The organism is Cupriavidus sp. GW822-FHT03E04 (assembly GCF_058801495.1).
On the sequence record NZ_JBXANI010000038.1, the window covers coordinates 32096 to 57315 of the forward strand.

The 25220-nt window shown below is 67.3% G+C and carries 19 protein-coding genes and 1 riboswitch; of the genes, 11 read left to right on the forward strand and 8 right to left on the reverse strand.

All coding sequences use genetic code 11. The features are described from left to right. Nucleotides 1-6: 6 nt before the first annotated feature. Nucleotides 7-2271 (reverse strand): TonB-dependent receptor, encoded by a 2265-nt coding sequence (locus tag AC1RQC_RS36360; RefSeq protein ID WP_492886342.1) that lies wholly within the window; start codon nt 2269-2271, stop codon nt 7-9. A gap of 127 nt (nt 2272-2398) precedes the next feature. Next, nucleotides 2399-2656, reverse strand: a riboswitch (cobalamin riboswitch). 305 nt (nt 2657-2961) lie between these two features. Between AC1RQC_RS36360 and AC1RQC_RS36365 the strand changes: the two genes are divergently transcribed. Then, nucleotides 2962-4518 carry a methyl-accepting chemotaxis protein gene (locus AC1RQC_RS36365; RefSeq protein WP_492373020.1) on the forward strand — a complete coding sequence of 519 codons (1557 nt, stop codon included), beginning with the start codon at nt 2962-2964 and terminating at the stop codon, nt 4516-4518. A 37-nt stretch (nt 4519-4555) separates the two neighbouring features. Here AC1RQC_RS36365 and AC1RQC_RS36370 read toward each other — a convergent pair whose 3' ends face one another. Beyond that, nucleotides 4556-5032, reverse strand: a complete 477-nt coding sequence (locus AC1RQC_RS36370) for a YjjA family protein (protein WP_174428084.1) — start codon at nt 5030-5032, stop codon at nt 4556-4558. 367 nt (nt 5033-5399) lie between these two features. Here AC1RQC_RS36370 and AC1RQC_RS36375 point away from each other — a divergent pair, with 367 nt between their 5' ends. Continuing rightward, nucleotides 5400-7061: an S-layer protein gene (locus AC1RQC_RS36375; RefSeq protein ID WP_492886344.1), complete on the forward strand. Its 1662-nt coding sequence runs from the start codon at nt 5400-5402 to the stop codon at nt 7059-7061. 206 nt (nt 7062-7267) lie between these two features. After that, complete coding sequence (locus AC1RQC_RS36380) at nt 7268-7435, forward strand: hypothetical protein (RefSeq protein ID WP_318235508.1); 168 nt, start codon at nt 7268-7270, stop codon at nt 7433-7435. A 30-nt stretch (nt 7436-7465) separates the two neighbouring features. Here the strand turns inward: AC1RQC_RS36380 and AC1RQC_RS36385 are convergent, their stop codons facing one another. Together AC1RQC_RS36385 and AC1RQC_RS36390 are read right to left on the reverse strand one after the other, a co-directional pair. Next, a complete protein-coding gene (locus AC1RQC_RS36385; RefSeq protein ID WP_492373018.1) occupies nt 7466-8920 on the reverse strand; it encodes a GntP family permease in 1455 nt (484 codons plus the stop codon). 79 nt (nt 8921-8999) lie between these two features. Beyond that, a complete protein-coding gene (locus AC1RQC_RS36390) occupies nt 9000-9905 on the reverse strand; it encodes a LysR substrate-binding domain-containing protein (RefSeq protein ID WP_492829661.1) in 906 nt (301 codons plus the stop codon). A gap of 312 nt (nt 9906-10217) precedes the next feature. Between AC1RQC_RS36390 and AC1RQC_RS36395 the strand changes: the two genes are divergently transcribed. From AC1RQC_RS36395 to AC1RQC_RS36420, 6 genes are all read left to right on the forward strand, one after another. Beyond that, on the forward strand, nt 10218-11258 hold the full coding sequence (locus AC1RQC_RS36395) for a Bug family tripartite tricarboxylate transporter substrate binding protein (RefSeq protein ID WP_492373016.1): 1041 nt from the start codon (nt 10218-10220) through the stop codon (nt 11256-11258). 93 nt (nt 11259-11351) lie between these two features. Next, the gene (locus tag AC1RQC_RS36400) at nt 11352-12944 is read left to right on the forward strand and encodes a gamma-glutamyltransferase family protein (RefSeq protein ID WP_492886346.1); all 1593 of its coding nucleotides are present in this window, start codon (nt 11352-11354) and stop codon (nt 12942-12944) included. 146 nt (nt 12945-13090) lie between these two features. Further along, nucleotides 13091-13342, forward strand: coding sequence for a hypothetical protein (locus AC1RQC_RS36405; protein WP_492814118.1), 252 nt, complete (start codon nt 13091-13093; stop codon nt 13340-13342). A gap of 253 nt (nt 13343-13595) precedes the next feature. After that, complete coding sequence (hpnD, locus tag AC1RQC_RS36410) at nt 13596-14444, forward strand: presqualene diphosphate synthase HpnD (RefSeq protein WP_492373013.1); 849 nt, start codon at nt 13596-13598, stop codon at nt 14442-14444. Between the two features lie 93 nt (nt 14445-14537). After that, nucleotides 14538-16538, forward strand: coding sequence for a squalene--hopene cyclase (gene shc / locus AC1RQC_RS36415; RefSeq protein ID WP_492886348.1), 2001 nt, complete (start codon nt 14538-14540; stop codon nt 16536-16538). 11 nt (nt 16539-16549) lie between these two features. Continuing rightward, nucleotides 16550-17230 carry a phosphorylase gene (locus AC1RQC_RS36420; protein ID WP_492373011.1) on the forward strand — a complete coding sequence of 227 codons (681 nt, stop codon included), beginning with the start codon at nt 16550-16552 and terminating at the stop codon, nt 17228-17230. 45 nt (nt 17231-17275) lie between these two features. On the opposite strand, the gene AC1RQC_RS36425 is transcribed toward AC1RQC_RS36420, so the two are convergent. Together AC1RQC_RS36425 and hpnN are read right to left on the reverse strand one after the other, a co-directional pair. Further along, nucleotides 17276-18112, reverse strand: a complete 837-nt coding sequence (locus AC1RQC_RS36425; protein ID WP_492886350.1) for an MlaA family lipoprotein — start codon at nt 18110-18112, stop codon at nt 17276-17278. A gap of 20 nt (nt 18113-18132) precedes the next feature. Next, nucleotides 18133-20802: a hopanoid transporter HpnN gene (hpnN, locus tag AC1RQC_RS36430; protein ID WP_492886352.1), complete on the reverse strand. Its 2670-nt coding sequence runs from the start codon at nt 20800-20802 to the stop codon at nt 18133-18135. A 281-nt stretch (nt 20803-21083) separates the two neighbouring features. Here hpnN and AC1RQC_RS36435 point away from each other — a divergent pair, with 281 nt between their 5' ends. Then, nucleotides 21084-21740, forward strand: a complete 657-nt coding sequence (locus AC1RQC_RS36435; protein ID WP_492373008.1) for an MlaC/ttg2D family ABC transporter substrate-binding protein — start codon at nt 21084-21086, stop codon at nt 21738-21740. Between the two features lie 107 nt (nt 21741-21847). Here AC1RQC_RS36435 and hpnH read toward each other — a convergent pair whose 3' ends face one another. Continuing rightward, entirely contained in the window at nt 21848-23014 is a 1167-nt protein-coding gene (hpnH, locus tag AC1RQC_RS36440) for an adenosyl-hopene transferase HpnH (RefSeq protein ID WP_492373007.1), read from the reverse strand. A 33-nt stretch (nt 23015-23047) separates the two neighbouring features. Continuing rightward, entirely contained in the window at nt 23048-24049 is a 1002-nt protein-coding gene (gene ispH, locus AC1RQC_RS36445; protein ID WP_492373006.1) for a 4-hydroxy-3-methylbut-2-enyl diphosphate reductase, read from the reverse strand. A 157-nt stretch (nt 24050-24206) separates the two neighbouring features. On the opposite strand from ispH, the gene hpnA reads away from it, so the two are divergent. Then, entirely contained in the window at nt 24207-25208 is a 1002-nt protein-coding gene (gene hpnA, locus AC1RQC_RS36450; RefSeq protein WP_492373005.1) for a hopanoid-associated sugar epimerase, read from the forward strand. Nucleotides 25209-25220 lie beyond the last annotated feature (12 nt).

Here is a 25220-nt window from a genome sequence, read left to right on the forward strand (position 1 = left end):
GCCGGCCTAGAAGTAGAAGTTGGCCGTCAGCTCGGCCGCGCGCGGCCGGCCCAGCAGCCACTGGCTGCCGCTGTTGCCAGAGGATTCGGCGTAGTCGCGGTTGAACAGGTTGTACACGCGCAGCGTCAGCGTCGTCTTGCGCGATACGCGCCATTGCAGCGAGGCATCCACCACCGCGTACGACGGCATGGTGGTGGTATTGGCGTTGTTGGTATAGCGCTTGCCCACGTAGCGCAGGCCGCTGCCTGCCTGCCACCGCGGTGCGAAGGCCCACGTCAGCCACAGGTTGGCCGCCTGCTGCGCAACGCTGGTGGGCACGTTGCCATTGCGCGAGACCAGCGCGCCGTTCACGCTTTCCGCCAAGTCGTCGTAGCGGGCGCGCAGCACGGTGCCGTTGGCATCCAAGCGCAACCCGCGCATGAGTTCCACGCTGACCGAGGCCTCCAGCCCGCGCGAGGATTGCTCGCCCACCTGCACCGACAACGCCGGGTTGCTGGCGTCGCGTGTCAGCAGGTTCTTCTTGACGATCTGGTAGGCGGCAAAGGTCCACTCGCCGCGCTGGTTCCAGAACGATTGCTTGACCCCGGCTTCGATCTGCCGCCCGGTGGCCAGCTTGAAATCTTTCTGTGCGTCCGAGGTGGAGATCAGTGCGCCAAGGGGATCGGTGGCGGTGGCGTACTGCGCATACACCGACAAGGCTGGCGTGAATGCGTAGACCGTGCCCGCACGCCACGTGATGTTGTTGAAGCTGCGGGTCCAGTCGTCGCCCGTGACCAGGTTGCCGCGTTCCAGCTGGGCATGGTCCAGCCGCACGCCGCCAATTACCGACCATTGCCGGGTCAGCTTGAGGCGGTCCTCGCCAAACAGCGCGGCTTGCGTGGTGTGGGTGCGAAAGCGCGGCGACGTGACAATGCCCGGCGGGCTGAAGAACTGGCCCGGGTCGAACTGGTAGGCATTGACCGTGGACGCGCCGCCATAGGGCGAGTTGTTGCTGTGAGTGAAGTTGATGCGGTTGACGTCGAACCCCACCATGGCGGTATTGGCCATGCCGAACAGCTGGCCATCGATCTTCAGGTCGGCGCGGTCGCCCACCTGTTCCTGGTCATGCAGGATCTCCAGATAGTCGGTGCGGCGCACCTGGCCCGTCGCGGGCAGGAAGGTATAGGACTCGGCGTCGCGCCAGTGGCGCTGGCTGGTGAGGTAATAGAACTGGTTGCGCACCATGACGCGCTCGTTGGGCTGCCACTGCGCCGCGAGCCGGGTCCAGCGGTCGCGGTAGGTGATGTCGGCATCGCCAACGTTGTAGTTCTTCTTGCGTAGCGAGGTGTCCAGGCTGCCGCCCGCCAGCGGCGTGCCCAGGTACTGCATCGGGTGCTGGTCGGCGTCGTCATAGGACAGCGTCAGGTTGAACTCAGGCGATACGTCCAGCCGCGCCGCGGCCGACACCGCCAGGCTGCGCGAGTCGCCCCGGTCCACCCAGCCGCCGGAGCGGCCGTAGCTGGCGTTGAAGCGGTAGGAGAGGGTCTCGTTGACCGCGCCGCCGCTGTCGAACGCCGCGCGCGCTGTTTTTTGCGTGCCGCCGGTGAGCTGCAGCTCGTTGGCGATCGGCGCGCGCATCGGCTTCTTGGGAATCACGTTGACCACGCCGCCGATCGCGCCCTCGCCAACCATGACCGAGGCCGCGCCGCGCAGCACTTCGATGCGGTCCACGGACGAGGTATCGAAGGGGAAGGTGACGGTGCCGGAGGCCACGTAGAGGCGCGTGCCATCGTACAGCTGCATCACCGAGCCTTGTCCTGCAAAGCCGCGTGCCGCGAGCGCCGTGCCGCCGTTGCCGGGCGCGCCATTGGAGGTGATGCCGGTGGCGCGGGTCACGGCCTCGCGCACCGACAAATCGCCGCGTTCGCGAATGGTGTCGCCGGACAGGACTTCCACGCTAGCGGGCGTTTCCAGCGGGGTCAGGCCAAGGCGGCTGCCGGTGCTGGTGGGCTCGGACAGCGCCAGCCCGGCCGGCTGCGAGGCGCTCCTGACTACCACTGGCGGTAGCACCGTGCTGTCGCCGCGCGACGGCTGCGATTGCGCCCGCTCTGAAGGTTGCGCATCGTCCGCCGCCCAGGCGGCATCGGCGCCCAGGCCGGCGAAGGCCCCCAGCGATAGCGCGAGCGCGCAATGATGCGCGAGCTGGCGCGGCGGCTTGGGCGTATGACGACGTTGGCGTGGCGTGACGGCCGCCGGCGAGGCGGTACAGGCAATGCAAGGGCGCGCGGACATGGACTTTCCATCATTGGCCGCGGGGGCGACCCCGCCCGGCGGCAATAAACGAACCAGCCGCGGACGAGCGCGCAGTGACGGCCGGGCGCGTGGCCAGCCGTCTCACGCCTGGCCGCCCGTCCGCAGCCCCGGTGATCGGTCGAAGGCCGGTATCCGGGCTTGCAGGGGGACGCCTGCCGCTGGGGCGCGTCCGGGGTGCCGCCTTCCCGCGCGATGATGCGCAGTGGCTGCCGCGGCCTGTTGGCGCGGCGTGACACCTTTGTACCTGCTGACCGTTGCGGGGGCAGCACAGGATTAGCCGCGGCATGGCCGGCGGCGCACCTGTTTCCCGTTTAACCCCCGCCGCGCGCTGCGCGCCGGAGGCACCTTCGAACCCTTGGCAGTCCACTAGCCAGGTAATTGCAAGTCAATTGCAATTACCGAGTGGAATGCGAGGCGCATTGTAGCCGTATTTGCGCCGCTTTCGGGGGCGGATGGCAGGTGTTTTTTTTGGCACCGTGCGGGTGCGCGAGCGTTTCGGCCTGGCACAACCTGTCGCCATTTTGGTGCTTCATGCGACATTTTCTGCGCTTCGTGGTCTTTCGTGCGGTCCTGTCGCGCCTTTCGCTAAAGAAGGCGAGCCCGGCTCCGATATTCGGAGGTGCCGCATGCCTCCTGCATGACCGGCCATTGCCCCGAGAAGCGAATGCCATGAATCGTCTGACCCTGCGAAAAAAGCTGTGGATTCCCCTTGTGCTGGCCTGGCTCGGCCTGCTGTTGCTGACCGTGATGCACGCCTTCCAGACCCGCCAGCTGCAAATGGCCGATCGCCGCGGCGAGCTGGCTAACATTGTCGACATGTCGCTCTCGCTGGTGCGCGACTATGCCGAGCAGGCGCGCCAGGGCAAGATGTCCGAGGCCGATGCCAAGGCCCAGGCCACGGCCCGCGTTGCCGCGCAGCGTTATGGCAAGGATGGCTACATCACCATCGTCGGCGCGGATTCCGTGCTGTTGATGCATCCCATCAACGCCAAGCTCAACGGCAAGAACATGAGCGACTTCAAGGACGCCAAGGGCAACGCCTTGTATGCCGATATCGCGGCCCGCGGCGCGTCGGCCGAAGGCGCTGGCCACCTGGACTACTGGTGGCCCAAGCCGGGCAGCGACCAGCCGAGCCCCAAGATCGGCTACGTGGCGCGCTTCAAGCCGTGGGGCTGGGACCTGGTCGCCGGCACGTATATGGATGACGTGCAAGCGCAGTTCCGCGCCTCGCTGTATCAATCGCTGGGGCTGCTGGTGCTGCTGGGCATCGTGATTTCCGCGGTGGCCACGCTGCTGATCCGCAGCATCCAGAGCTCGGTGGGCGGCGAGCCCGCTACCGCTGCGGCCCTTGCCTTGCGCATGGCCAGCGGCGACCTCACGGCGCGCGTCGAAACCCACCCGGACGACCGCTCCAGCCTGATGTACGCCATCGGCCATATGCGCGACCAGCTCGCCGGCACGGTGGCGGGCATCCAGCAATCGGCCGATTCCATCACCTCGGCGGCCCAGGAGATCGCCTCGGGCAATAGCGACCTGTCGAGCCGCACCGAGCAGCAGGCGGCCTCGCTGCAGCAGACCGCCGCCAGCATGGAGCAGATCACCGCGACGGTGCGCCAGAACGCCGACAACGCCAAGGAGGCCAGCCAGTATGTGGCTGACGCCTCGCAGATCGCGAAGCAGGGCGGCAGCGTGGTCAGCCAGGTGGTGGACAAGATGCGCGGCATCACCGCCAGCTCGCGCAAGATCAACGACATCATCGGCGTGATCGACGGCATCGCTTTCCAGACCAATATCCTGGCGCTCAACGCCGCGGTGGAAGCCGCGCGCGCCGGCGAGCAAGGACGCGGGTTTGCGGTGGTGGCTGGGGAGGTGCGCAACCTGGCGCAGCGCAGCGCGGGCGCGGCCAAGGAAATCAAGACGCTGATCGTGGAGTCGGTGGGCCAGGTCGACAGCGGCTCGGCACTGGTGGAGCAGGCCGGGCAGACCATGGCCGAGATCGTCAACGCGGTCGGCCGCGTGACGTCGATCATGGATGGCATCGCCTCGGCCACCGCGGAGCAGCGCACCGGCATCGAGGAGGTCAATCGCGCGGTCGCGCAGATGGACCAGATGACGCAGCAGAACGCGGCGCTGGTGGAGCAGGCGAGCGCGGCCGCCACGTCGCTGGAAGACCAGGCCGGCGCGCTGCACCATGCCGTGTCGGCCTTCCGCCTGTCGGCCGCCTGAGCACTGAGCGCTGACCGGGCGCTCAGCGTGCCTGGCCCTACAGCAGCGATTTGCCCTGCGCGAGGATCTTGTCGCAGACCTGCTTGGTGACCTGGTCCTTGAGGCCGCCGCCGCTCAGGTCGAACTGCTTGCCATCGCTGCTGCTCAGGATGCCCTTGGCGCCGCTGGTGTAGCCGGCGTCGGATGTGGGAGAGTCGCCGCCGACCTTGCCCAGCAGCTTGTCTTTGACCGAGGCGGCGCCGCTGGCGCCGCCAAGGTAGTTGTTCTTCACGCAGTACTCCAGGATCCCGGCGACATTGCCGGTGCTGCCCGAACTCAGCGATTGCAGCGAGGGCATTCCACTCATCCCGCCCAGGCTGCTGCCCAGGCCGCTCAGGCCACCGGACGAACTCTCGGTGCCGCCCTGCGTGGCGCCTTTGAGCAGGTCCCCGAGCTGCGCATGCGCGGCTGCCACCGGTAGCAGCGCGGCGATCAGGATTTTCACGGCGGTGGTGCGATAGAGGCTGGCGTTCATGCGGCATCCTTCTGGCGGCGTGGAAACAGTCTTCACTATAGTGCTTGCCGCATCGGCCATCGCCTTTCGCTGCAGTGACGCTTTCTTCTCTCCGCTCTAGCCGATTTGCATGACGCGCGCATTAAGCGAGGCCTCGCGCATGCGATTGATCGTTCTGTAAGTCAGAATGTCGTGTCAGTGATACGGATTTTCCCAATTGAGTGTATCGATTTACCCAAATGCTGGATTTGTCGCCTTTGCGTCACCTCTGTGTCACGAACGCCAATCACTATCTGCGCCCACAAGAGCCTTGCCAGCGCGCCCGGACGAAAGACGCGCGGACCAGCCGGGTCAATACAAAACAGAGTCATCAGGGAAATCGAATCCAATGCGCCACACCAGATCCATCCTCGGCCTAGCGGCCTCCTTGTGCATCGCCGGCGGCTTCTACGGTTGCAACGGCAACGGCGAGCAATCCGCCAACACCGCGCCGGCCGCACCGAGCACGCCCGTCACGCCCGTTACGCCGCCGCCGGTTGCCGAAGTCACCGGCAAGTGGACCACCGGCGACCTGCACGTCCACACCATCGAATCGAACGACGCGCAGAGCCCGCTCACCACGGTGCTCGACCAGGCCTTCACTGCTAACAACCTCGACTGGATGGCCTTGTCGAACCACCTGCGCGTGTCGGATCGCGATAATACGGGCACGGCAATCCCAGGCGGCTCGATCCCATTCTCGAAGGGCCTGGCTAACTACGAAGTCCCGGCCGTCAAGCAACTGCAGGCCGATGGCCGCTACCCCGGCAAGTTGATCTTCTCGACCTTCGAGTGGGACATGCCCACCCACGATCACGTCAACGTGGGCATCTTCAGCGGTTCGCCCGCACTCGCAACGGCGGTCAAGGGCGCCAACGAATTCGAGTATTTCTTCACCAGCCGCCCCGACACCATGTTCGATCCGGCGGACGTGGCGGCCTGGAACGCCAAGGCGCCGCGCACCGCCGCCTCCAGCCACGCCGATGCGGTGCAGGCGTTCACCTGGCTCAAGACCAACTTCCCCGATACCAGCTACGCGCTGATCAACCATCCGTCGCGCAATCCAGGCAAGTACACGGCCGCCGACTACCGCGAATTCAATGACCTCGCGCCGAACATCGCGTTCGCGGTGGAAGGCATGGTCGGCAATCAGATGGAGCCCGACCGCGGCGGCTATAACAGCAGCTATGTTGATGCGAACCTCAAGTCGCGCACCTACGGCGGCGTGGACTACGTGGTCGCGCAGGTCGGCGGGATCTGGGACGCGCTGCTGGGCGACGGCCGCCGCTTCTGGAACATCGCGAATTCGGACCACCATTTCAAGACCGCCGGCGGGCTTTTCAGCAGCGGCTACTTCCCCGGCGAGTACGCCCGCAATTACGTCTGGCTGGAGGGGACCGGCATCAAGTCAGTGGTGGATGGATTACGCGCCGGCAAGGCGTTCTCGGTGTTCGGCGATCTCATCAACGCGCTGGACTTCAACGTGGCCGCGAGCGGCACCAAACGCGAGATGGGCGGTGAGCTCAAGGCCCGTGCCGGCGACAGCGTGACGGTGACCATCCGCTTCAAGAGCCCGGAGCGCAACAACTTCGAGTACCCGCTGGACAGCGGCGCCAACGTCAACGTCAAGCCCACGGTGGACCACATCGACCTGATCGCCGGCGACGTCACGCCGCGCGCCTTGCCCGGCACGCCTGGCTACAGCAAGGACACCAATGACTCCACCAAGGTCATCGCCACCTTCACCAAGGCCGACTGGAAGCTGGACAAGGAGGGCTACAACACGGTGACCTACACCTTCAACGCGGCCAAGAGCCAGTACTTCCGGCTGCGCGGCACCAATCTTGGCATGAACGTGCCGGGCGAGACCGCCAACGGCAACCCGCTGCCCGACCTGAAGACGGACCTGACGGAGAACACGCCGCGCTTCAACGCCATCAACGCGCGCAACTACAACGACCTGTGGTTCTATTCGAACCCCGTGTTCGTGACTGTCGCTTCCGGCACCTGAGGTAGCTGAGGCAGGGGGCGCGCCCGCTGGCGGGGCAACGCGCCCCGATCTGAAAATTCTCGTGCGCGGTATTCGGATCTTTACGCATGGCCCAGCCACGCGGCGCCGCGTCTTGACGATCCGGGGGAAACGGTTTCCGCTAGCAGTTCGGCCGGACGCGCGGCGCGCGCCCGGGAACTCACCTGGAGAGAAGGAAACGGATCGCCATGGCCATTACCACCAGCGTCAGAAAAAAGAAGAAGTACCGCAAGGCAGTGCTGAACCTGCGCGCCGCCATCAAGCGCGGCAACGAGGAAGCCATCAGGATCCGCCGCGAGCAGTTGAAGGCGCTGCCCGTGCCGCGCCAGCGCTACGCGCGTGCGGCCACCACCTGAGCGCCGCGCCGCGTTTTACCCGGAAGCTGCCTAGAACGAACCGAAGGCGCCGCCGAGCGCGATGACCGCCGCCAGCGCCGCGATCGGGCCGATGACGCCAACCACCACGATATCGCGATAGCTTTCGCGATGCGTGGTGCCGCAAACCGCCAGCAGCGTCACCACCGCGCCGTTGTGCGGCAGGCTGTCCAGTGTGCCAGCGCCAATCACGGCGACCCTGTGCATCAGGGCCGGGTCGATGCCTGTCACCTCAGATAGCTGCAGGTAAGTGCCGCCCAGCGCCTGCAGGGCGATGGTCAGCCCGCCCGAAGCCGAGCCAGTCAGCGCGGCGAGCACATTGGTGGCCACCGCCAGCGATACCAGTGGACCGCCCGCGATCGATAACACCCATTCGCGCACCAGTTCAAAGGCCGGCAGGGCGGCCACGACCGAGCCAAAGCCCACCAGGCTGGCCACGCTGATTGCCGGCAGCACGGCGGCATTGGCGCCCGCGTCCATGCTCTCGCGCAGCTTGCCCAGGCGCTTGCGGTGCAATGCCAGCAGGCAGAGGATGGCCGCTGCCAGCGCCACCAGCACCGCCCATACGCCCCCCAGCGCCGCCAGGCTGGTGCCGCCCCAGCGCTCGTTCGCCAGGTAGCTCGCGTCCCAGCGGGGCAACACCAGCAAGCTCATCGCCAGGTTCACGGCCACCACCATCACCAAGGGCAGGAACGCGCTCCACACTGCCGGCCATTCGGCGCTGCGCGCGCCGTGGCGCGCTTCGGCGGGATCGAACGCGTTGGCCACCGTGGCGCGCTCGCGTACCAGTTCATCGCCGGCGGCACGGTCGGCGGATTCCAGCGCCTCGTCGCCAAAGCCTTCGCCCGCGCGGCGCGCGCCGCGCTCCATGCGCGCGAGCCACCACAGGCCGAAGGCCAGCATGATGGCGGACGCCAGCACGCCCAGGCCCGGCGCGGCAAACGGCGTGGTGCCGAAGAACGGCATCGGGATCGCGTTCTGGATGGCCGGCGTGCCGGGCAGGGCGGACATGGTGAAGGTGGAGGTGCCCAGCGCAATCGCAGCCGGCATCAGCCGGCGCGGGATCTGCGCGGCGGCGAACAGCGCTTGCGCCATCGGCGCTAGCACGAAGAAGGCCACGAACAGGCTGACGCCGCCGTAGGTGACCAACGCGCCGGCCAGCACCACCGCCAGGATGGCGCGCCGTGGCCCGAGCGTGAGCGTCATCCATGCGGCGATGGCATTGACGCAGCCGCTGTCATCCATCAGTTTGCCGAACAGCGCGCCAAGCAGGAACAACGGGAAGAATTGGGCAAGGAAGCCCGCGGCGCTACCCATGAAGGTCTGGGTCCAGTGCGCCAGCAGGGGCTCGCCGGCCGTGGCCGCGGCCAGCAGCGACGCCGCCGGCGCCACCAGCAGGATGCTCCAGCCCCGGTAGGCCAGCCAGATCAGCAGGCCAAGGGCCAGCAGGATGCCAAGAAGGCCCATGGTGTCAGTGCTCCCGCAGCAGTTTTCAAACCTATACAGCATAGGTGACGCGGCGGTGCGAGCGGTGCAGCGATGAGTGTTATTGCGCTTGCCGCTCCAGCACCTCCCAGAGTTCCAGCAGGGTAGGGTTGCTGGCATGGGCGGCGCGATACGCACAGATATCGAATGCCGAGCACCACGCGGCGTCTCCTGCCGGCACCAGCGTGCCCGCCGCGAGCGCATCGGCCGCGGTGGTGCGCGGCAGCCAGGCCACGCCGTGGCCTTCGCTGGCCATCTTCATCAACAGGATTGCCATGTCGGCCTCATAGCAACGCGCCAGCGCACGGCGTGGCGGCGCGTCTTCGAGGATCACCTCGACGATGCGCCCAAGCGTGGTGCTGGCCGTATAGGCCAGGTAGGGAATCGGTTTGGCGCCACTGCTGCCTAGCGGGAACAGCGGGGCGCCGCGCGCATTGGGCGCGCACAGCGGCATCAGCACGTCGTGCCCGACCGTGAGGCTGCGGAACTTGTCCGGATCCAGCGAGACCGGCACCCGCGCATGGTTGTAGCCCAGCATCAGGTCGCAGTTGCCTTCCGACAGCGCCACCACGGCTTCGAGCACGTTGGCGGCCACGACCCGGGCATTGAACTGGCCGTAGCGCTTCTGGCATGCCTTGAGCCAGCCCGGCAGGAAGGTCAGCGACAAGGTATGCCCGGCGGCGATCTGGATGGCCTTGCCCGGCATGCGGCTTTCCTGGCGCAGCGTGGCACGTGCCTCCATCAGCAGCGTGAGTGCCTCGCGCCCGCTGGTGCAGAAGGTTTTGCCGGCCGGGGTCAGGTCCATGGGGAAGGTGTTGCGGTCGACCAGCACCGCGCCGGCCCAGTCCTCCAGCGAGCGGATGCGCCGTGACAGTGCCGACTGCGTGATATGCCGCAACTCGGCGGCGCGCGAGAAGCTGCGCGTCTTCTCCAGGACCAGCAGGTCGTCGATCCATTTCAGCTGCATGGGATGTGCCTTCGGAAGCGTCGGAACGGTGAGGGAAAGCCTGCCGCCGGCTTGGCCTGGCAAGGGCGCCAGGCCGTGGCCGCAATGCGTATTCCATTTTCGCATAGCTCTATGGCCGATCCGCATTCCGGTGGCCGCCGGGCGCGCCTAAAATCTGTGCTTCCCGTCAGTCAATCTCGCCCCAAGGCGAAGCCAGATCCAGCATGACAGGGGCGCGCAAACAAGCCGGCAGCCAAAGCGGCTGCGCCCCGGACCGTTCCGACTCTACCTCGGCAGTTAACGTCTTCGACGCTATCCGGAGCTACCCTGATCATGTTTATCCAGTCGCTTTACCGTACCCGCACGTTGCAGGGGCCAGCCCGTCTCTTCCGTGGGGGCAAGCGGGCACAAGCTGGCCTGCTGCTGGCGCTGGCCGCGGGCGCCGCTGCCACCGCCACGCCAGCCGCCGCAGCGGACTACCCGGACCACGCGGTCCAGCTGGTGCTGTCCTTCCCGCCGTCCGGCGCCACCGATGTGCTGGCGCGCGCGGTGGGCCAGCGCCTGTCCACCGTGCTCAAGCAACCGGTGGTGGTGGACAACCGCCCCGGCGCTGGCGGGGCTATCGGCATGAGCTTCGCGGCCAAGGCCGCGCCCGATGGCTATACGCTCTACCTGGCCGCTGTCAGCAATGCCGCCATCGCGGCTGCGACGTATAGCAACCAGCCCGCCAGCCTCGCCCGCGATTTCGTGCCCATTGCCGGCATCGGCACCGTGCCGCATATCCTGGTGGTGCCGGCCTCGTTGCCGGCGCATTCGGTGCCTGAGCTGGTCAGCCTGCTCAAGGCGTCTCCCGGCAAGTACAACTTTGCCTCGCAGGGCTCCGGCACGTTGTCGCACCTGGAGTCGGAGCTGTTCAAGCTGCGTACCGGCGTGGACGTGGTGCACGTGCCGTACAAGGGCAGCGCCTTCGCGCTGCCGGACCTGATGGCAGGCCGGGCGAGCATGATGTTCGACAGCATTCCCTCGGCCCTGCCGCACGTGAAATCCGGCAAGCTGCGGTTGCTGGCGGTGGCGTCCGAGCATCGTCTGAGCTCCTTGCCCGATGCCCAGACGGTGACCGAGGCCGGCATCCGAGACTTCCGTGCCGACAACCTGTTCGGCCTGGTTGCGCCCAAGGGCACGCCGCCCCAGGTGCTCAAGCAACTTTCCGCCGCGATGAAAGAAGTGCTGGCCGCGCCGGAGCTGGCTGCGGCCATGGAAGCACAGGGCGTGCAGATCAAGTACACCGCGCCCGAGCCGTTTGGCCGCATGATCGGCGACGAGATGCGCGCGTGGGAGAAGGTGGCGCGCGCGGCCAACGTCAAGATCGAGTAGCCGCCGCGCAAGAACAAAGCACAAACGCATCTGGCCGGCGCTGCCGTGCAAGCCGCTGGCCAGAACCCCCAACCCTCGGAGCCTCGCAAAGCCATGACCAATTTCTGGAATTTCCCCTATCCTTCGCAACGCGTGCCCGTGCTGGCCGACAACGTGGTGGCCACCTCGCAGCCGCTGGCGGCCGCGGCAGGCCTACGCATGCTGGCCCGCGGCGGCAACGCCGTGGACGCGGCGCTGGCCACGGCGATCGCGCTGACCGTGGTCGAGCCGTGTATGAACGGGATCGGCGGCGATGCCTTTGCGCTGATCTGGGATGGCAAGGAGCTGCATGGCTTGAACGCCAGTGGACGGGCGCCGGCGGCGTGGACGCCCGAGTATTTCTCGCGCTACGGCAGCATGCCGGTCAATGGCTGGGACACCGTGACCGTGCCTGGCGCCGTTTCCGGCTGGCGCGCCACCTGGGAAAAGTTCGGCAGCCTGCCGTTTGCCGAGCTCTTCGAGCCCGCGCTGGAATACGCGCGCAACGGGTTCCTGGTCTCGCACACCGTGCACCGCCAGTGGCAGGCGCAGGTGCCCGTGCTGATCGACAAGCCGGGCTTTGCCGACGCCTTCGCGCCGAACGGGCGCGCGCCGCTGCCGGGCGAGCGCTTCATCTGCGCGGGCCAGGCGCAGACGCTGGCGCGCATCGCCCAGACCAAGGGCGACGATTTCTATCACGGTGAGCTGGCCGGCCGTATCGCCGCGCATGCGCGCGCCACTGGCGGGCTGATCACCGAGGCCGACCTGGCCGCCCATCGCGCTGACTGGGTCCAGCCGATCAGCATGTCCTATCGCGACCTGGAGTTGTTCGAGATCGGCCCGAACGGGCAGGGCATCGGCGCGCTGATGGCGCTGGGCATGCTGGAGCATTTCGATGTCGCGGCAATGGGCGTGGACTCCGCCGCCGCTATCCATGTGCAGGTGGAAGCCATGAAGCTGGCGTTTGCCGATCTGCACGCGTATGTGGGCGACCCTACGGCAATGACCGAGGTGCAGGCCGCCCACCTGCTCGATCGCGCCTACCTGGCCAGCCGCGCCAAGGCCATCGACCCGGAGCGCGCGGCGGCAGCCGGCCCGGGCAAGCCCCACAGCGGCGGCACCGTGTACCTGACCACGGCGGACAAGAGCGGCATGATGGTGTCGTACATCCAGTCCAACTTCAAAGGCTTCGGCTCCGGCGTGGTCGTGCCCGGCACCGGCATTGCGCTGCATAACCGTGGCTGGGGCTTCAATCTCAAGCCGGGCCACCCCAACCAGGTGAGCCCTGGCAAGCGGCCGTTCCACACCATCATCCCTGGCTTCCTGATGCGCAAGGGCGTGCCGCTGGCCAGCTTCGGCGTGATGGGCGGCTCGATGCAGGCGCAAGGCCACCTGCAAATGGCCAGCCGGCTCGCGGATTTCGGACAGAACCCGCAAGCCGCGTGCGATGCGCCTCGCTGGCGCGTGCTGGACGACAACGCCACCATCGCGGTGGAGTGGAATTGCCCGGCCGCCACCGTGGAAGGCTTGCGCGCGCGCGGCCACAAGGTGGACGTGGCGCCGCAGGGCAACCTCGAATTCGGCGGCGCGCAGATCGCGATGCGCCTGGAGGATGGCTACGCGGCGGCTTCGGATCACCGCAAGGACGGCTATCCGCTGGGGTTCTGAGCACGTTTCCTGCCTGCCGGCTGGCGGCACCGGAGTGGCTCGCGCGCCAGCCACGGCGCAAAAAATGCTCCGGTGCGTGGTCCAGGGCACATTAAACGGCCGTGCCACGGGCCTACACTGGCGCCATCCCTTCGAGGAAGGCCGCCATGAACAAGCTAAGGTCCAGCCGTCTGCTCGATCGCATCTCGCCGTCTGTGCTGGCCGACCTGCGCCGCATGCGTGCCGCCGCCGAGGCCGAGCGTGCGCTGGCCGCGCAGGCTGCAGCAAGTGGCGCGGGTGCCATGGAATGCGATAACAACCCGCTAAACGATGCTAATTACATCGAAATAGCGCGCTACGATCCAAGGCGCGGCAGGTTCGTGATGGAGCGCCGCCGCGCCAGCCAGCGCGTTAAATAGGCGCTCGCCAGCCAATCTGAACGCGGTGCCGCGCGCGCCAGGCCAGCGCCAGCCCCGGTGGCGCTGGCGGTGGCCTGCACGGCACACCCTCCTCCAACCCCCTTCTTCGGCTGGTGCCTGAGCCCATGGCCGGAGTTGGTATAATCGCCCACTACCCCAAACATGCCGCCTGGCGCTGCGTGCCGGGCTGTGGCGACAAGCCAGGCCCAGGCAGCAAAGCAGCACGGCGGTCCAACGCGTGACGAGGAGTTACGTGGCCGGAACAGAAATCGCAGTGCAAACCGTCCCGCAAGCGGGCCATGCCGTATCGTCCGGCAGCTCATTCCATACCGCCCTCAAGATCCTGCCCGCCGCGCAACGCGAGGCGATGTTCGAGATCTATGGCTTTTGCCGTGCGGTGGACGATATTGCCGATGGCGATGGCCCGCGCGCCACGCGCCTTGCCGGGCTTGACGCCTGGCGCGCCGATCTTGCCGCGTGCTATGCCGGCACGCCGCCGGCGGCATTGCGCGGGCTGGCTGCCCAGATTCAGCGCTTCGGCTTGCAGCAGGAGGATTTCCTCGCCGTCATCGATGGCATGGCCATGGACGTGCACGCGGATATCCGCGCCCCGGACAACGCTACGCTGGATCTCTATTGCGACCGCGTGGCCAGTGCGGTGGGGCGCCTTGCCGTGCGTGTGTTCGGTATGGAGCGCGATGCCGGCGTAGCGCTGGCGCATCACCTTGGCCGCGCGTTGCAATTGACCAATATCCTGCGCGATATCGACGAAGACGCGGAGCTGGGCCGTGTGTACCTGCCGGCCGAAGCGCTGCTGGGCGCGGGCGTGCCGATCGGCGCGCCGCATGCCATCGTCGGGCATCCCGCCGTTGGCCGCGCGTGCCTGGACGTCGCGCAGCAGGCGCAGGCGTACTACGACCAGGCATTCGCCATCATGAACGCGGCGCCGCGCCGCACGGTCCGTTCGCCGCGCATCATGGGCGAGGTCTACCACGTGATCCTGCAGGGTTTGCTGGCACGCGGCTGGGCTGCTCCGCGTGCGCGGGTGCGCGTGCCGCGGCCGCGATTGTTATGGATTTTGCTGCGGCATGGCCTCGTCTGAGGTGGTCCCGCCGATTGACTGCCGCACAAGGCCGCTGACGGCCGCGTGCGGCATTGCCGTAATTGCGTTGTTGAAAAGAGGACATCGAAACCGATGAGCCAAGTTGCACTATCCCCCAATTCGAATGAGCCCGCGCAAGATGAGCTGGAGGGCACGCTTGACCGCGCGCTTGACGCCATGCTGGCGACCCAGCGGCCGGATGGCCACTGGGTGTTCGAGCTGGAGGCCGACGCCACGATTCCGGCGGAATATGTACTGCTGGTGCACTACCTGGGCGAGACCCCGGATACCGTGCTGGAAGCCCGTATCGCGCGTTACCTGCGCCGCATCCAGAACGCCGATGGCGGCTGGCCGCTGTTCCATCAGGGCCGCTCGGACATCAGCGCCAGCGTGAAGGCGTATTTCGCGCTCAAGATGATTGGCGACGACACCGAGTCGGAGCCTATGCGCCGTGCCCGCGCCGCCATCCACGGGATGGGCGGCGCCGAGGCCAGCAATGTCTTCACCCGCACGCTGCTCGCGCTGTACGGCGTGATGCCGTGGCAGGCGGTGCCGATGATGCCGGTGGAGATCATGTTGCTGCCGCTGTGGTTCCCGTTCCACCTGTCCAAGGTCGCGTACTGGGCCCGCACGGTGATCGTGCCGCTGCTGGTGCTCAACAGCCTGCGTCCCCAGGCCAGGAATCCGCGTGGCGTGGGCATCGACGAATTGTTTATCCGTCCATGCCAGGCAGCCCGGCTGGCCCCGCGCGCGCCGCACCAGAAGCGCGTGTGGTTCGGCTTGTTCCGTGTGCTCGACGCCGGCTTGCGCGTGGCGGAGCCATTGTTCCCCCGCAGCCTGCGCGCGCGCGCCATCGCCCGCGCCGAGAAGTTCGTGCGCGAACGCCTGAACGGCGAGGATGGCCTGGGTGCGATCTTTCCGGCCATGGCGAATGCCGTGATGATGTTCGACGTGCTCGGCGTGCCGCGCACCGATCCCGATGTGGCGGTGGCCCGCGCCTCCATCGAGAAGCTGCTGGTGGTGCATGGCGACGAGGCCTATTGCCAGCCGTGCCTGTCGCCGGTGTGGGATACCTCGCTGGCCAGCCACGCCTTGCTGGAAGTGGGCGGCCCGCGCGCCGAGGCGGCCGTTGAGCGCGGCTTGCAATGGCTGCGCCCGCTGCAGGTGCTGGACGTGCGCGGCGACTGGATCGTGCGGCGCCCCGACGTGCGTCCCGGCGGCTGGGCTTTCCAGTACGCCAACCCGCATTACCCGGACGTGGACGACACCGCCGTGGTGGCGATGGCCATGGACCGCGCGGCGCGCACCGGCGCAGCCGCGCCGGCTGTGGCACCGGCCAGCCATCGTTCACGCTACGAAGAGGCTGTCAGCCGCGCGCGCGAGTGGGTGGCGGGCATGCAGAGCGGCAACGGCGGCTGGGGCGCGTTCGAGCCCGAGAACACGCATGAGTACCTGAACAATATCCCGTTCGCGGATCATGGTGCCTTGCTCGATCCGCCCACCGCCGACGTGTCGGCGCGCTGTCTGTCGATGCTCGCGCAACTGGGCGAGACCGCGGCCAGCAGCGAAGCCTTCCGGCGCGCCCAGCGTTACCTGCTCGACGAGCAGATGGCCGACGGCAGCTGGTATGGCCGCTGGGGCACGAACTATGTCTACGGCACGTGGAGCGCGCTGTGTGCGCTCAATGCGGCCGGCATGGCGCCCGAAGCGCCGGAAATGCGCCGCGCCGCCGACTGGCTGATCTCGATCCAGAACGCTGACGGCGGCTGGGGCGAGGACGGCAGCAGCTACCGCCTCGACTACCAGGGCTACGAGACCGCGCCGAGCGTGCCGTCGCAAACCGCCTGGGCGGTGCTGGGCCTGATGGCCGCGGGCCAGGTCGATCATCCGGCCGTGGCGCGTGGTGTGGACTACCTCATGCGCATGCAGCAGGCCGACGGCCTGTGGAGCGAGGCGCGCTTCACCGCGGTGGGCTTCCCCCGCGTGTTCTACCTGCGCTACCACGGCTACGCGCGCTTCTTCCCGCTGTGGGCACTGGCGCGCTACCGCAACCTGCGCCGCGACGGCACGCGGGCAGTGGCGTGGGGGATGTGACGGCGCCAAGCTTGCCGCAACGCCATGCCGGTCCCACGCTGGTGGTGACTGGCATGCGCTTCGAGGCCGGCATCGCCGCCGGCCCCGGCGTTGAAACCCTGCACGGCCTGCGCGCCGAAGCCTTGGCGCAAGGCCTGCGGCAACGCCTGGCGCATCCCTGCGCCGGCGTGATCAGCTTTGGCGTGGCCGGCGGGCTGGATCCCGCGCTGTTGCCCGGCCGGGTGATCGTCGCCTCTGCCATCCATGATGGGAATCGATTGCGGCCCGTTGACGCCAGTTGGTCGCGCTCGCTTTCGCTTGCCTTGCCCGAGGCCATTTCCGGCGTGCTTGCCGGCGCTGACCAGGCTGTGACCTCGGTGGCGGCCAAGACGGCGTTGCATGCGGCCACCGGTGCGCTGGCGGTCGACATGGAATCGCATATCGCGGCGCGTGTCGCCGAGGAATTCGGGCTGCCGTTCGCCGCCTGCCGGGTGGTGATCGATCCCGCGCAGCGGGAAGTGCCGCCCGCCGCGGTGGCCGGCATGGGTCCCGATGGCAGCACCGACATCTGGGCATTGCTCAAGGCACTGCTGGCGGGGCCGGGACAGGTGCCGGACCTGATCCGGCTGGGCAGGGATGCGAGGCTGGCCAGGCTTGCGCTGCTGGCCGCCAGGGGCAGGGTGGGGATGGGGTTTGGCTTAGGCCTGGACTAAGGCCCGGATTAAGGCCAGAGCCAGCCAGACAGGGTCAAGCCAGGCTCAGGGCTTCTTCGCTTCGCCTTCGGGCGTTTTGTCTTCCGCGCCGGCAGGCGCGGGGGTGGCGGCCGGCGCCCCCGGTGCGCCAGGCGCAGGCGCCGCGCTTTCGGCCGGCGCTTCGGTATCCTCATAGTCCGGCAGCTTCCCTCCACCGCCCTGGATCAGGTACTGCCTGCGCTGGCGGTATGCATCGCGCACAAAGCTGTACTTATCCAGCGCCGCCAGCGACAGCAGATCGGTCGCGCCAAGCGCATTGGTCCGTGCGTCCAGGAAGCCCAGGCCCCACAGGCCCCACTTCACGCCTTCATCGTTCACCCACGTGGTCGGGGACAGCTGGAAGTTCACATACAGCCCAACGCCGTCGCGGACCGAGCTGGGGCCGAACAGCGGCAGGACCAGGTACGGGCCGGCCGGCACGCCCCAAACGCCGAGCGTCAGCCCGAAGTCCTGGGAGTGCTTGCCGATGCCGGCGGGCGTGGCGATATCGATCAGGCCGCCAATGCCCAGCACGGAGTTCACCGCCACCCGCATGAAGCTTTCCGCCGCATCCACGCCCTTGCCTTGCAGCAGGTTGTTGACCGTATTGCCGACGTCGGCGAGGTTCGAATAGAAATTGGTGACCGCCGTGCGCACCGGTTGCGGCGTGACGGCGCGGTAGCCCTTGGCCAGCGGCGTCGCGACGTACTCGTCGGCCTTGTCGTTGACCTTGAAGACAACGCGGTTGAGCGGCTCCAGGGGGTCGTCAGGGCTGGCTTGCGGGCCGCTGGCGCAGGCTGTGACCAACAGCGAGAAAGAGAGCGCCGGCAGGAGGCGAGAGAGGCGAGAGTCGGGGTGAGTCATTGTTCTATGGAGACGAGACATCAATGGGCCGGACCGGTGGCGGGGGCCGACCGCTCGCGCGGCCGCCCCATCAGGATCGGCTGAAAGAATACGGCACCGACCAGCGTGCATGCTAGCGCGAGTGCCAGCAATTTGCCCATGCTGGCCGTGCCCGGATGCTGGGACAGCCACAGGCTGCCGAAGGCGGCGGCGGTGGTGGCGGCGCTGAACAGCACGGCGTGCGTCAGCGGGGATTGCAGCAGTTGGGTCTTGCCCTCGCGCCACGCGATCACGTAGTAGATCTTGAAGGCCACGCCGATGCCGAACAGCAGTGGCAGCGCGATCACGTTGGCGAAATTGAGCGGAATACCGAACACCACGCACAGCTCCAGCGTCACCAGCGCGGACACCAGCAGCGGCACCAGCGTGCGCAGCACATCACCCACGCGGCGCAGCGTGATCCACAGCAGCAGCGTGATCGACAGCACGGCCCACACGCCGGCCTGGGCAAAGGCTGTCATGATGGTGTCGGCGGAGCCTCGGATCGAGATCGGGCCGCCAACCGCGGTGGGCTCGACGCGCTGGACGGCGTCGATAAAGCGCGTGAGCGCGGCGTCGCGCGCATCGCTGTCGCCGGTGCTGGAGGCGTCTCCCGGCGTGGCCGCGACGGGAAGCTTGGGGCTCACGCTGACGAGCGCCTGGCCATCCGGGGCAACCCAGTCGCGCACCAGTGCCGGCGGCAGGGTTTCGCGGGCGATCGGCTGTGGCGCTAGCGCGCGCTGCAGCCGCGCCAGCGCCAGGCGCAGCGGCTGGGCGATGGCTTGCTCGGCGCGCTCGCGCGTGGCCGCGTCCGCGGCGGCCAGTTTTCGCAGCGAGGCTGCCAGACGCGCCGCCTCGGCGGCGCCCGGGCCGGGGTGCTCGTCCGCGGCAAGCGCGAGCTGGCGTGCCGCGTTCTTGAGCGAATTGACTAGCCTGGCATCGTTGGCAGGGGTGGCCGTTGCCTGCGTCAACACCGGCATCAGGCTGGCCGAAGCGGCGGCGATCAAGGCGAGCCGCGCTGGCTGGTCGTCGGGGATGAAGGTCTGCAGCGTGACGGCGCGCGAGACTTCCGGCAGCGCTGCCAGGCGGGCGGCGGCGTCCTGCGCGGCGGCCAGCGAGGGCGCCAGCACGCTGACGTTGTCGGTGCCTGCCTGGGGCGCGTCCTTGAGCGAGAGCAAGGTGGCCATCGACTCGGAATGCGGATCCTTGAGGTGCAGCGGATCGAAGTCGAAGCGCAGGTGCATCAGCAGCGGCGACCCCGCCAGAATCAGGGCGCCGGTTGCAAGCAGTACGCGCTTGCGATTGCGCTCGAAGAAATCGTCGGCGGGCGCCAGCCATTTAAAGCCAGGCACTTCGACCCGTCCCACTTCGTCCTTCGGGCGGAACACGGTGATCAGGGCGGGCAACAGCGTGATGGTGGTGAGGAACGCCACCAGCATGCCCACGCCGGCGATCTGGCCCAGCTCGGCCACGCCGCGATAGTTGGTGGGCAGGAAGCAGAAGAAGGCCGCCGCGGTGGAAGCCGCGGCCAGCGCCAGCGGCACGCCGACTGCCCGCGCCGTGCTGGCCAGCGCGTCCGGGATATCGGTATGCACATGGCGCTCGGCGCGGTAGCGCACGCCAAACTGGATGCCGAAATCCACGCCCAGGCCGACAAACAGCACGGCAAAGGCCACGGAGATCATGTTGAGCGCGCCCACCATGGCCAGCCCGAGGGCCGCGGTGATGGCCAGTCCGACCGCCAGGCTGGCCAGCACGGCCAGGATCAGGCGCTTGGAGCGCAACGCCAGCCACAGGATCAGGATCACCACCAGCACCGTCAGCGCGCCATTGAAGGCCGCGCCTTCCTTGACCGAGGCAAACTCGTCGTCGGCCAGCGCCTGCGAGCCGGTCAGGCGTACCTGGGCGCCGTAGCGCTGTGCCAGGCCCAGCTTGGTGGCCGTGGCGCGGATGGCATCGGCGGCATCCGCGCCGGCCTGCAGGCCAGCGTAGTCAAGCACGGGGCTGAGCGCGACGAACGCCGTGGCGGGGTGGCCCGGGGTGGGCTCCTGGCTCGAATCCACCAGCCCGGTCCAGGACAAGGCGTCCGGCTTGCCAGCGAGTACCCGGTCGACCGTATCCGCGCTCTTGCCGAGCAGCTTGGCTATGTCGCCCAGTTTGACCTGGCCCAGTTGCAGCGGCAGCGACAGCGTGGTCGATAGCGTATCGGAAAGGCCGCGCAGGGTCGGGTCGTGCGCCAGCGCGTTCAGGAGCGGCCGCGCCTGGGTCAGCTCCGACGTAACGTCGCGCAGCTTGGCGGTATCGACGAAGAGCAGGCCGTTGCGTTCGAAGAATTCGCCGCCACCGGGCTGGCTGACGGCGCGAAAGAGCTTGCCTTGCTTGGCGAGCGCGTCAGCCAGCTCATTGGCGGCGGCGTTCGCCAGCTCGGGCGCCGGCGCCTGTACCACCGCCAGGATCATCTGGTCGCGTTGGGGAAACGCGGCGCTTACGGCGGCATCGCGGCGCGCCCAGGCCTGGTCCGACTCGAGCAGGCGGCTGATATCGGTATTGATGGCGAAATGGCCGGCCACATAGGCGCCGCTGACGAGGGTCAGCAGCAACGCCAGCGCGATGACGGGCCATGCGCGGCGGGTGGAAAACTGGACAATGCGGATGACCAACGACGTCAACATGGGCGATATAGGGAGCAGTAACGGTGTGGTGCGCAATGACGCGCGTAGTCAAAGGCGCAAAGCAGGGCGCAAAGTGGCAGCCGCGAGTATAACGGGACGGCGCGGTGTGGCGCTGCGCGGAGCGCGCGCGCCGGTACGCTATACTGCCCCGGCACGTGCGCGCGGACCGGGCTGCAGCCCTGCAGCGGCGCAGCGCGGCGCATTTCCTGTTTGATTTTCCTGGCAAGTCTGCCGGGCGTTGCCGGCGGCGAACCGACTGGCATTTTCAGGTCCAAATTCGCATGAAGAAACACGGTATTGCTTTCCAGGCCCTCGTTCCCCTCATCCCCCTCGTTCCGCTTGCCGCAGTGGCCATGGTTTGCCCCGCGCAAGCGCAAACGGTTGACAGGTCCTCGCCGGACCGCCTGGTACGTGCGGCGGTCGAGGGCGTGATCGGCACCATCCAGTCCAGCCCCGACACCCGCAACGGCGACCTCGCCAAGATCACCGCGGTCGTGCAGCGCCAGTTCCTGCCGTACGCCGATTTTGAGCGCACCACCCGGCTGGCGGTCGGCAGCGCCTGGCGCAATGCCACGCCCGAGCAGCAAAAGCAGCTGTACGAGCAGTTCCAGACCTTGCTGGTGCGCAGCTACGCGGTCTCGCTGTCGCAACTGCGCGAGCAGAACGTGAAGTTCAGCTACAAGCCGACGCTGGCCGCCAGCGGCGCCACGGATGTCGTGGTGGAGACACGCGTGCTGAACAACGGCGATGAAATGCAGATCGATTACCGCCTGCAGCGCAGCGGCAACGGCTGGAAGATCTACGACATCAACATGATGGGCGCCTGGCTGATCGAGGTGTACCGCCGCCAGTTCGCCGATATCGTCGCGCGCAACGGCATCGACGGCCTGCTCAAGTACCTGGCCAACCACAACGCACGCCAGTCCGCCGACGCCTGAGCGCCGGGCCTGAGCCAGCGCGTCAGCGACAACGCCAGACACAAAAGGCTCGCCCCCGGGTACGCGCGGTACCCGGGGGCGAGCCTTTTTGCTGGCTGGCCTTCGGCTTAGTGCGCAGCGGCCTTGCGTGCCGCGGCGTCGTTGGCTGCTTTGGAAGGCTTCGCGCGGCCGATCTCTTCGAGCTTGATCTCCACGTGCTTCGAGAACACGTACTCGGCCGGGCGCTGCTGGGTCAGGTCGATATCCGGTGCCATCGGGCCCGACGTACGCACGCCGCGCAGGCTCACGCCCAAGGCCTTGAGCGGGTGCGCGATGGTGTCCGCTACCGCGGTGGCCTCAAAGCCGCTATGGACCATGCAGTCGGCACACTTCTCGTAGTGGCCCACGCCATAGGCGTCCCAGTCGGTGCCTTCCATCAGTTCCTTGAAGGTGTCGACGTAGCCTTCGCCCAGCAGGTAGCACGGACGCTGCCAGCCGAACACGGTGCGCGCCGGATTGCCCCAGGGCGTGCACTTGTAGGTCTGGTTGCCGGCCAGGAAATCCAGGAACAGCGTGGACTGGCTGAACGCCCAGTTCTTGCCGGCGCGGCCGCGCGACAGGATGTCGCGGAACAGCTGGCGGGTCTTGCCGCGGTTCAGGAAGTGCTGCTGGTCGGGCGCGCGCTCGTAGGCGTAGCCCGGCGAGACGGTGATGCCGTCCACGCCCATGGCCTTCACGGAGTCGAAGAAGCGGGCGACCTTTTCCGGCTCGGCATCGTTGAACAGCGTGCAGTTGATGTTGACGCGGAAGCCGCGCTTCTTGGCCGCGGCGATGGCTTCGACGCAACGGTCGTACACGCCTTCCTGGCTCACCGAGCGGTCGTGCATCTCGCGGTCGCCGTCCAGGTGCACCGACCAGACGAAGTACGGGCTCGGCTCGTACTGGTCCAGTTTCTTTTCCATCAGCAGCGCATTGGTGCACAGGTACACAAACTTGCGGCGCGCAATGATGCCCTTGACGATGGTGGGCATGTCCTTGTGCAGCAGCGGCTCGCCACCGGCAATGGACACCACCGGTGCGCCGCATTCGTCGACCGCGCCCAGGCACTGCTCGATGGACAGGCGCTGGTTCAGGATGGGATCCGGATAGTCGATCTTGCCGCAGCCGTTACAGGCCAGGTTGCAGCGGAACAGCGGCTCGAGCATCAGCGCGAGCGGATAGCGCTTGTTGCCCGAGAGGTGCTGCTTGACGACATAGGCGCCCACGCGGGCAACCTGCAAAAAGGGAATGGCCAAAATGTACTTCCTTGTTATAGGGGCGCCCGGGCGTTAGCCAGCGGCGGTTTGCGGGTCCGGCTGCGGCGCGGCTTCGGCGGTGGCCGTGCCGGCTGCCTGCCTGCGCGGCGACGGATCGGCCAGCTCGGCTGGCAAGCGGAATTCGGCGTGTTCCTCGCGGCCATCCATGACCGATACGTCCACCGGGCCGAGCTGGCGCAACGTGGCGATCACGTCCTTGACCATTTCCTCGGGGGCGGAGGCGCCGGCCGTGATCCCAACGACTTCGACGCCGCGCACCCACTCGGGGTTCAGTTCGCTGCCATCGGCAATCAAATAGCTGGGCACACCGCTCTCCGTGCCGATTTCACGCAGGCGGTTGGAGTTGGAACTATTGGTGGCGCCGATCACAAGGATCACTTCCACCTGCTTGGAGAGCTCGCGCACGGCGCTTTGGCGGTTTTGCGTGGCGTAGCAGATGTCACGCGTATCCGGCCCGACCAGATTGGCAAAACGCCGGCTCAGGGCGGCAATTATATTACGTGTGTCGTCCACGCTGAGCGTAGTCTGGGTCACGTAGGCAACCGGGGTGTCTGCGGGCAGGTCGAGCAGTGCGACTTCCGCCTCGCTCTGCACCAGGATTACCTTGCCGGGAATTTGCCCCATCGTGCCCTCGACCTCCGGATGGCCGGCATGGCCGATCAGGATCACGGTGCGGCCACTGGCGGCGTACTGACGCCCCTGGGTGTGGACCTTGATCACCAGCGGGCAGGTCGCGTCGATCGAGTGCAGCTGGCGGGTCCTGGCATCGCTCTCGACATCCTTGGAGACACCATGCGCGCTGAAGATGGTGACGGCGCCGGTCGGCACTTCGTCCAGTTCTTCCACAAATTGCGCGCCCTTGCGTCTCAACCCTTCGACCACGTGCTTGTTGTGCACGATTTCGTGTCGCACGAACACCGGGGCTCCGTGTTTGACGAGGGCACGGTCTACAATCTCGATCGCGCGCACCACACCAGCACAAAAACCGCGGGGTTGAGCAAGAATCACCTGCATAAAGATAGGCCCCCCGACCCAGTCAACGGGTTCAGCATAAGTTGATATTCCGGAATCACTTTCCCGTCATACGGTGGTTACTATATACCGGTGCGGCAACCTTTGCCTGGCACCTGGCTACAGCCAGCAACACTTTGAGGGTTTTTCGGTGGGTGAAATGAGTTCAGGGGACTACGTCCTGGTAACGGGCGCATCCGGCTTTCTCGGCTCGGCAGTGGCGCGGCAGGCACTGGCGCGCGGTTTTCGCGTACGGGCGATGGTACGCGCCGGCAGCCCGCGCCGCAACCTGGAGGGCCTGCCCGTGGAGATCGCCGAGGGCGACATGCGCGACGCGCGCGCCATGGAAAGCGCGCTCCGAGGGGTGCGCTATCTCTTCCACGTGGCGGCGGACTACCGGCTGTGGGCGCCGGATCCCGAGGAAATCGTGCGCACCAATGTGGCTGGCACCGAGACGGTGATGGGTGCGGCACTAGCTTGCGGGGTCGAGCGCATCGTCTACACCAGCAGCGTGGCTACCTTGCGCGTCGCGGGCGCCACCGCGCCGGTGACCGAAGAGGCCGCCATGGCCGGCCATGAGGCGATTGGCGCCTACAAGCGCAGCAAGGTGCTGGCCGAACGCGTGGTGGAGCGCATGGTGGCCCGCGACGGGCTTCCTGCCGTGATCGTCAACCCCTCCACGCCGATCGGCCCGCGTGACGTGCGGCCCACGCCCACGGGCCGCATCATCGTAGAGGCCGCCACCGGCAAGATTCCCGCCTTCGTCGATACCGGCCTCAACCTGGTGCATGTGGACGACGTGGCCGAAGGCCATATGCAGGCGCTGGCGCGCGGCGTGACCGGCGAACGCTACATCCTCGGCGGGCAGGACGTGGGCCTGCAACAGATGCTGGCCGATATTGCTGCCATGACGGGGCGGCGCGCCCCAACCATGCGCTTGCCGCGCTGGCCGCTTTACCCGCTCGCCTACGCGGCGGAAGCGGTGGCGCGCATGACCGGCAAGGAGCCTTTCCTGACAGCGGACGGCCTGTCGATGTCGAAGTACCGGATGTTCTTCAGCTCGGAGAAAGCCCGCCTGGCGCTAGGCTACCAGGCGCGGCCATATCAACAAGGGCTGAGCGAAGCGCTCGACTGGTTCCGTAGCGCTGGCTACCTGGGTTAATGGGTTAAGCCC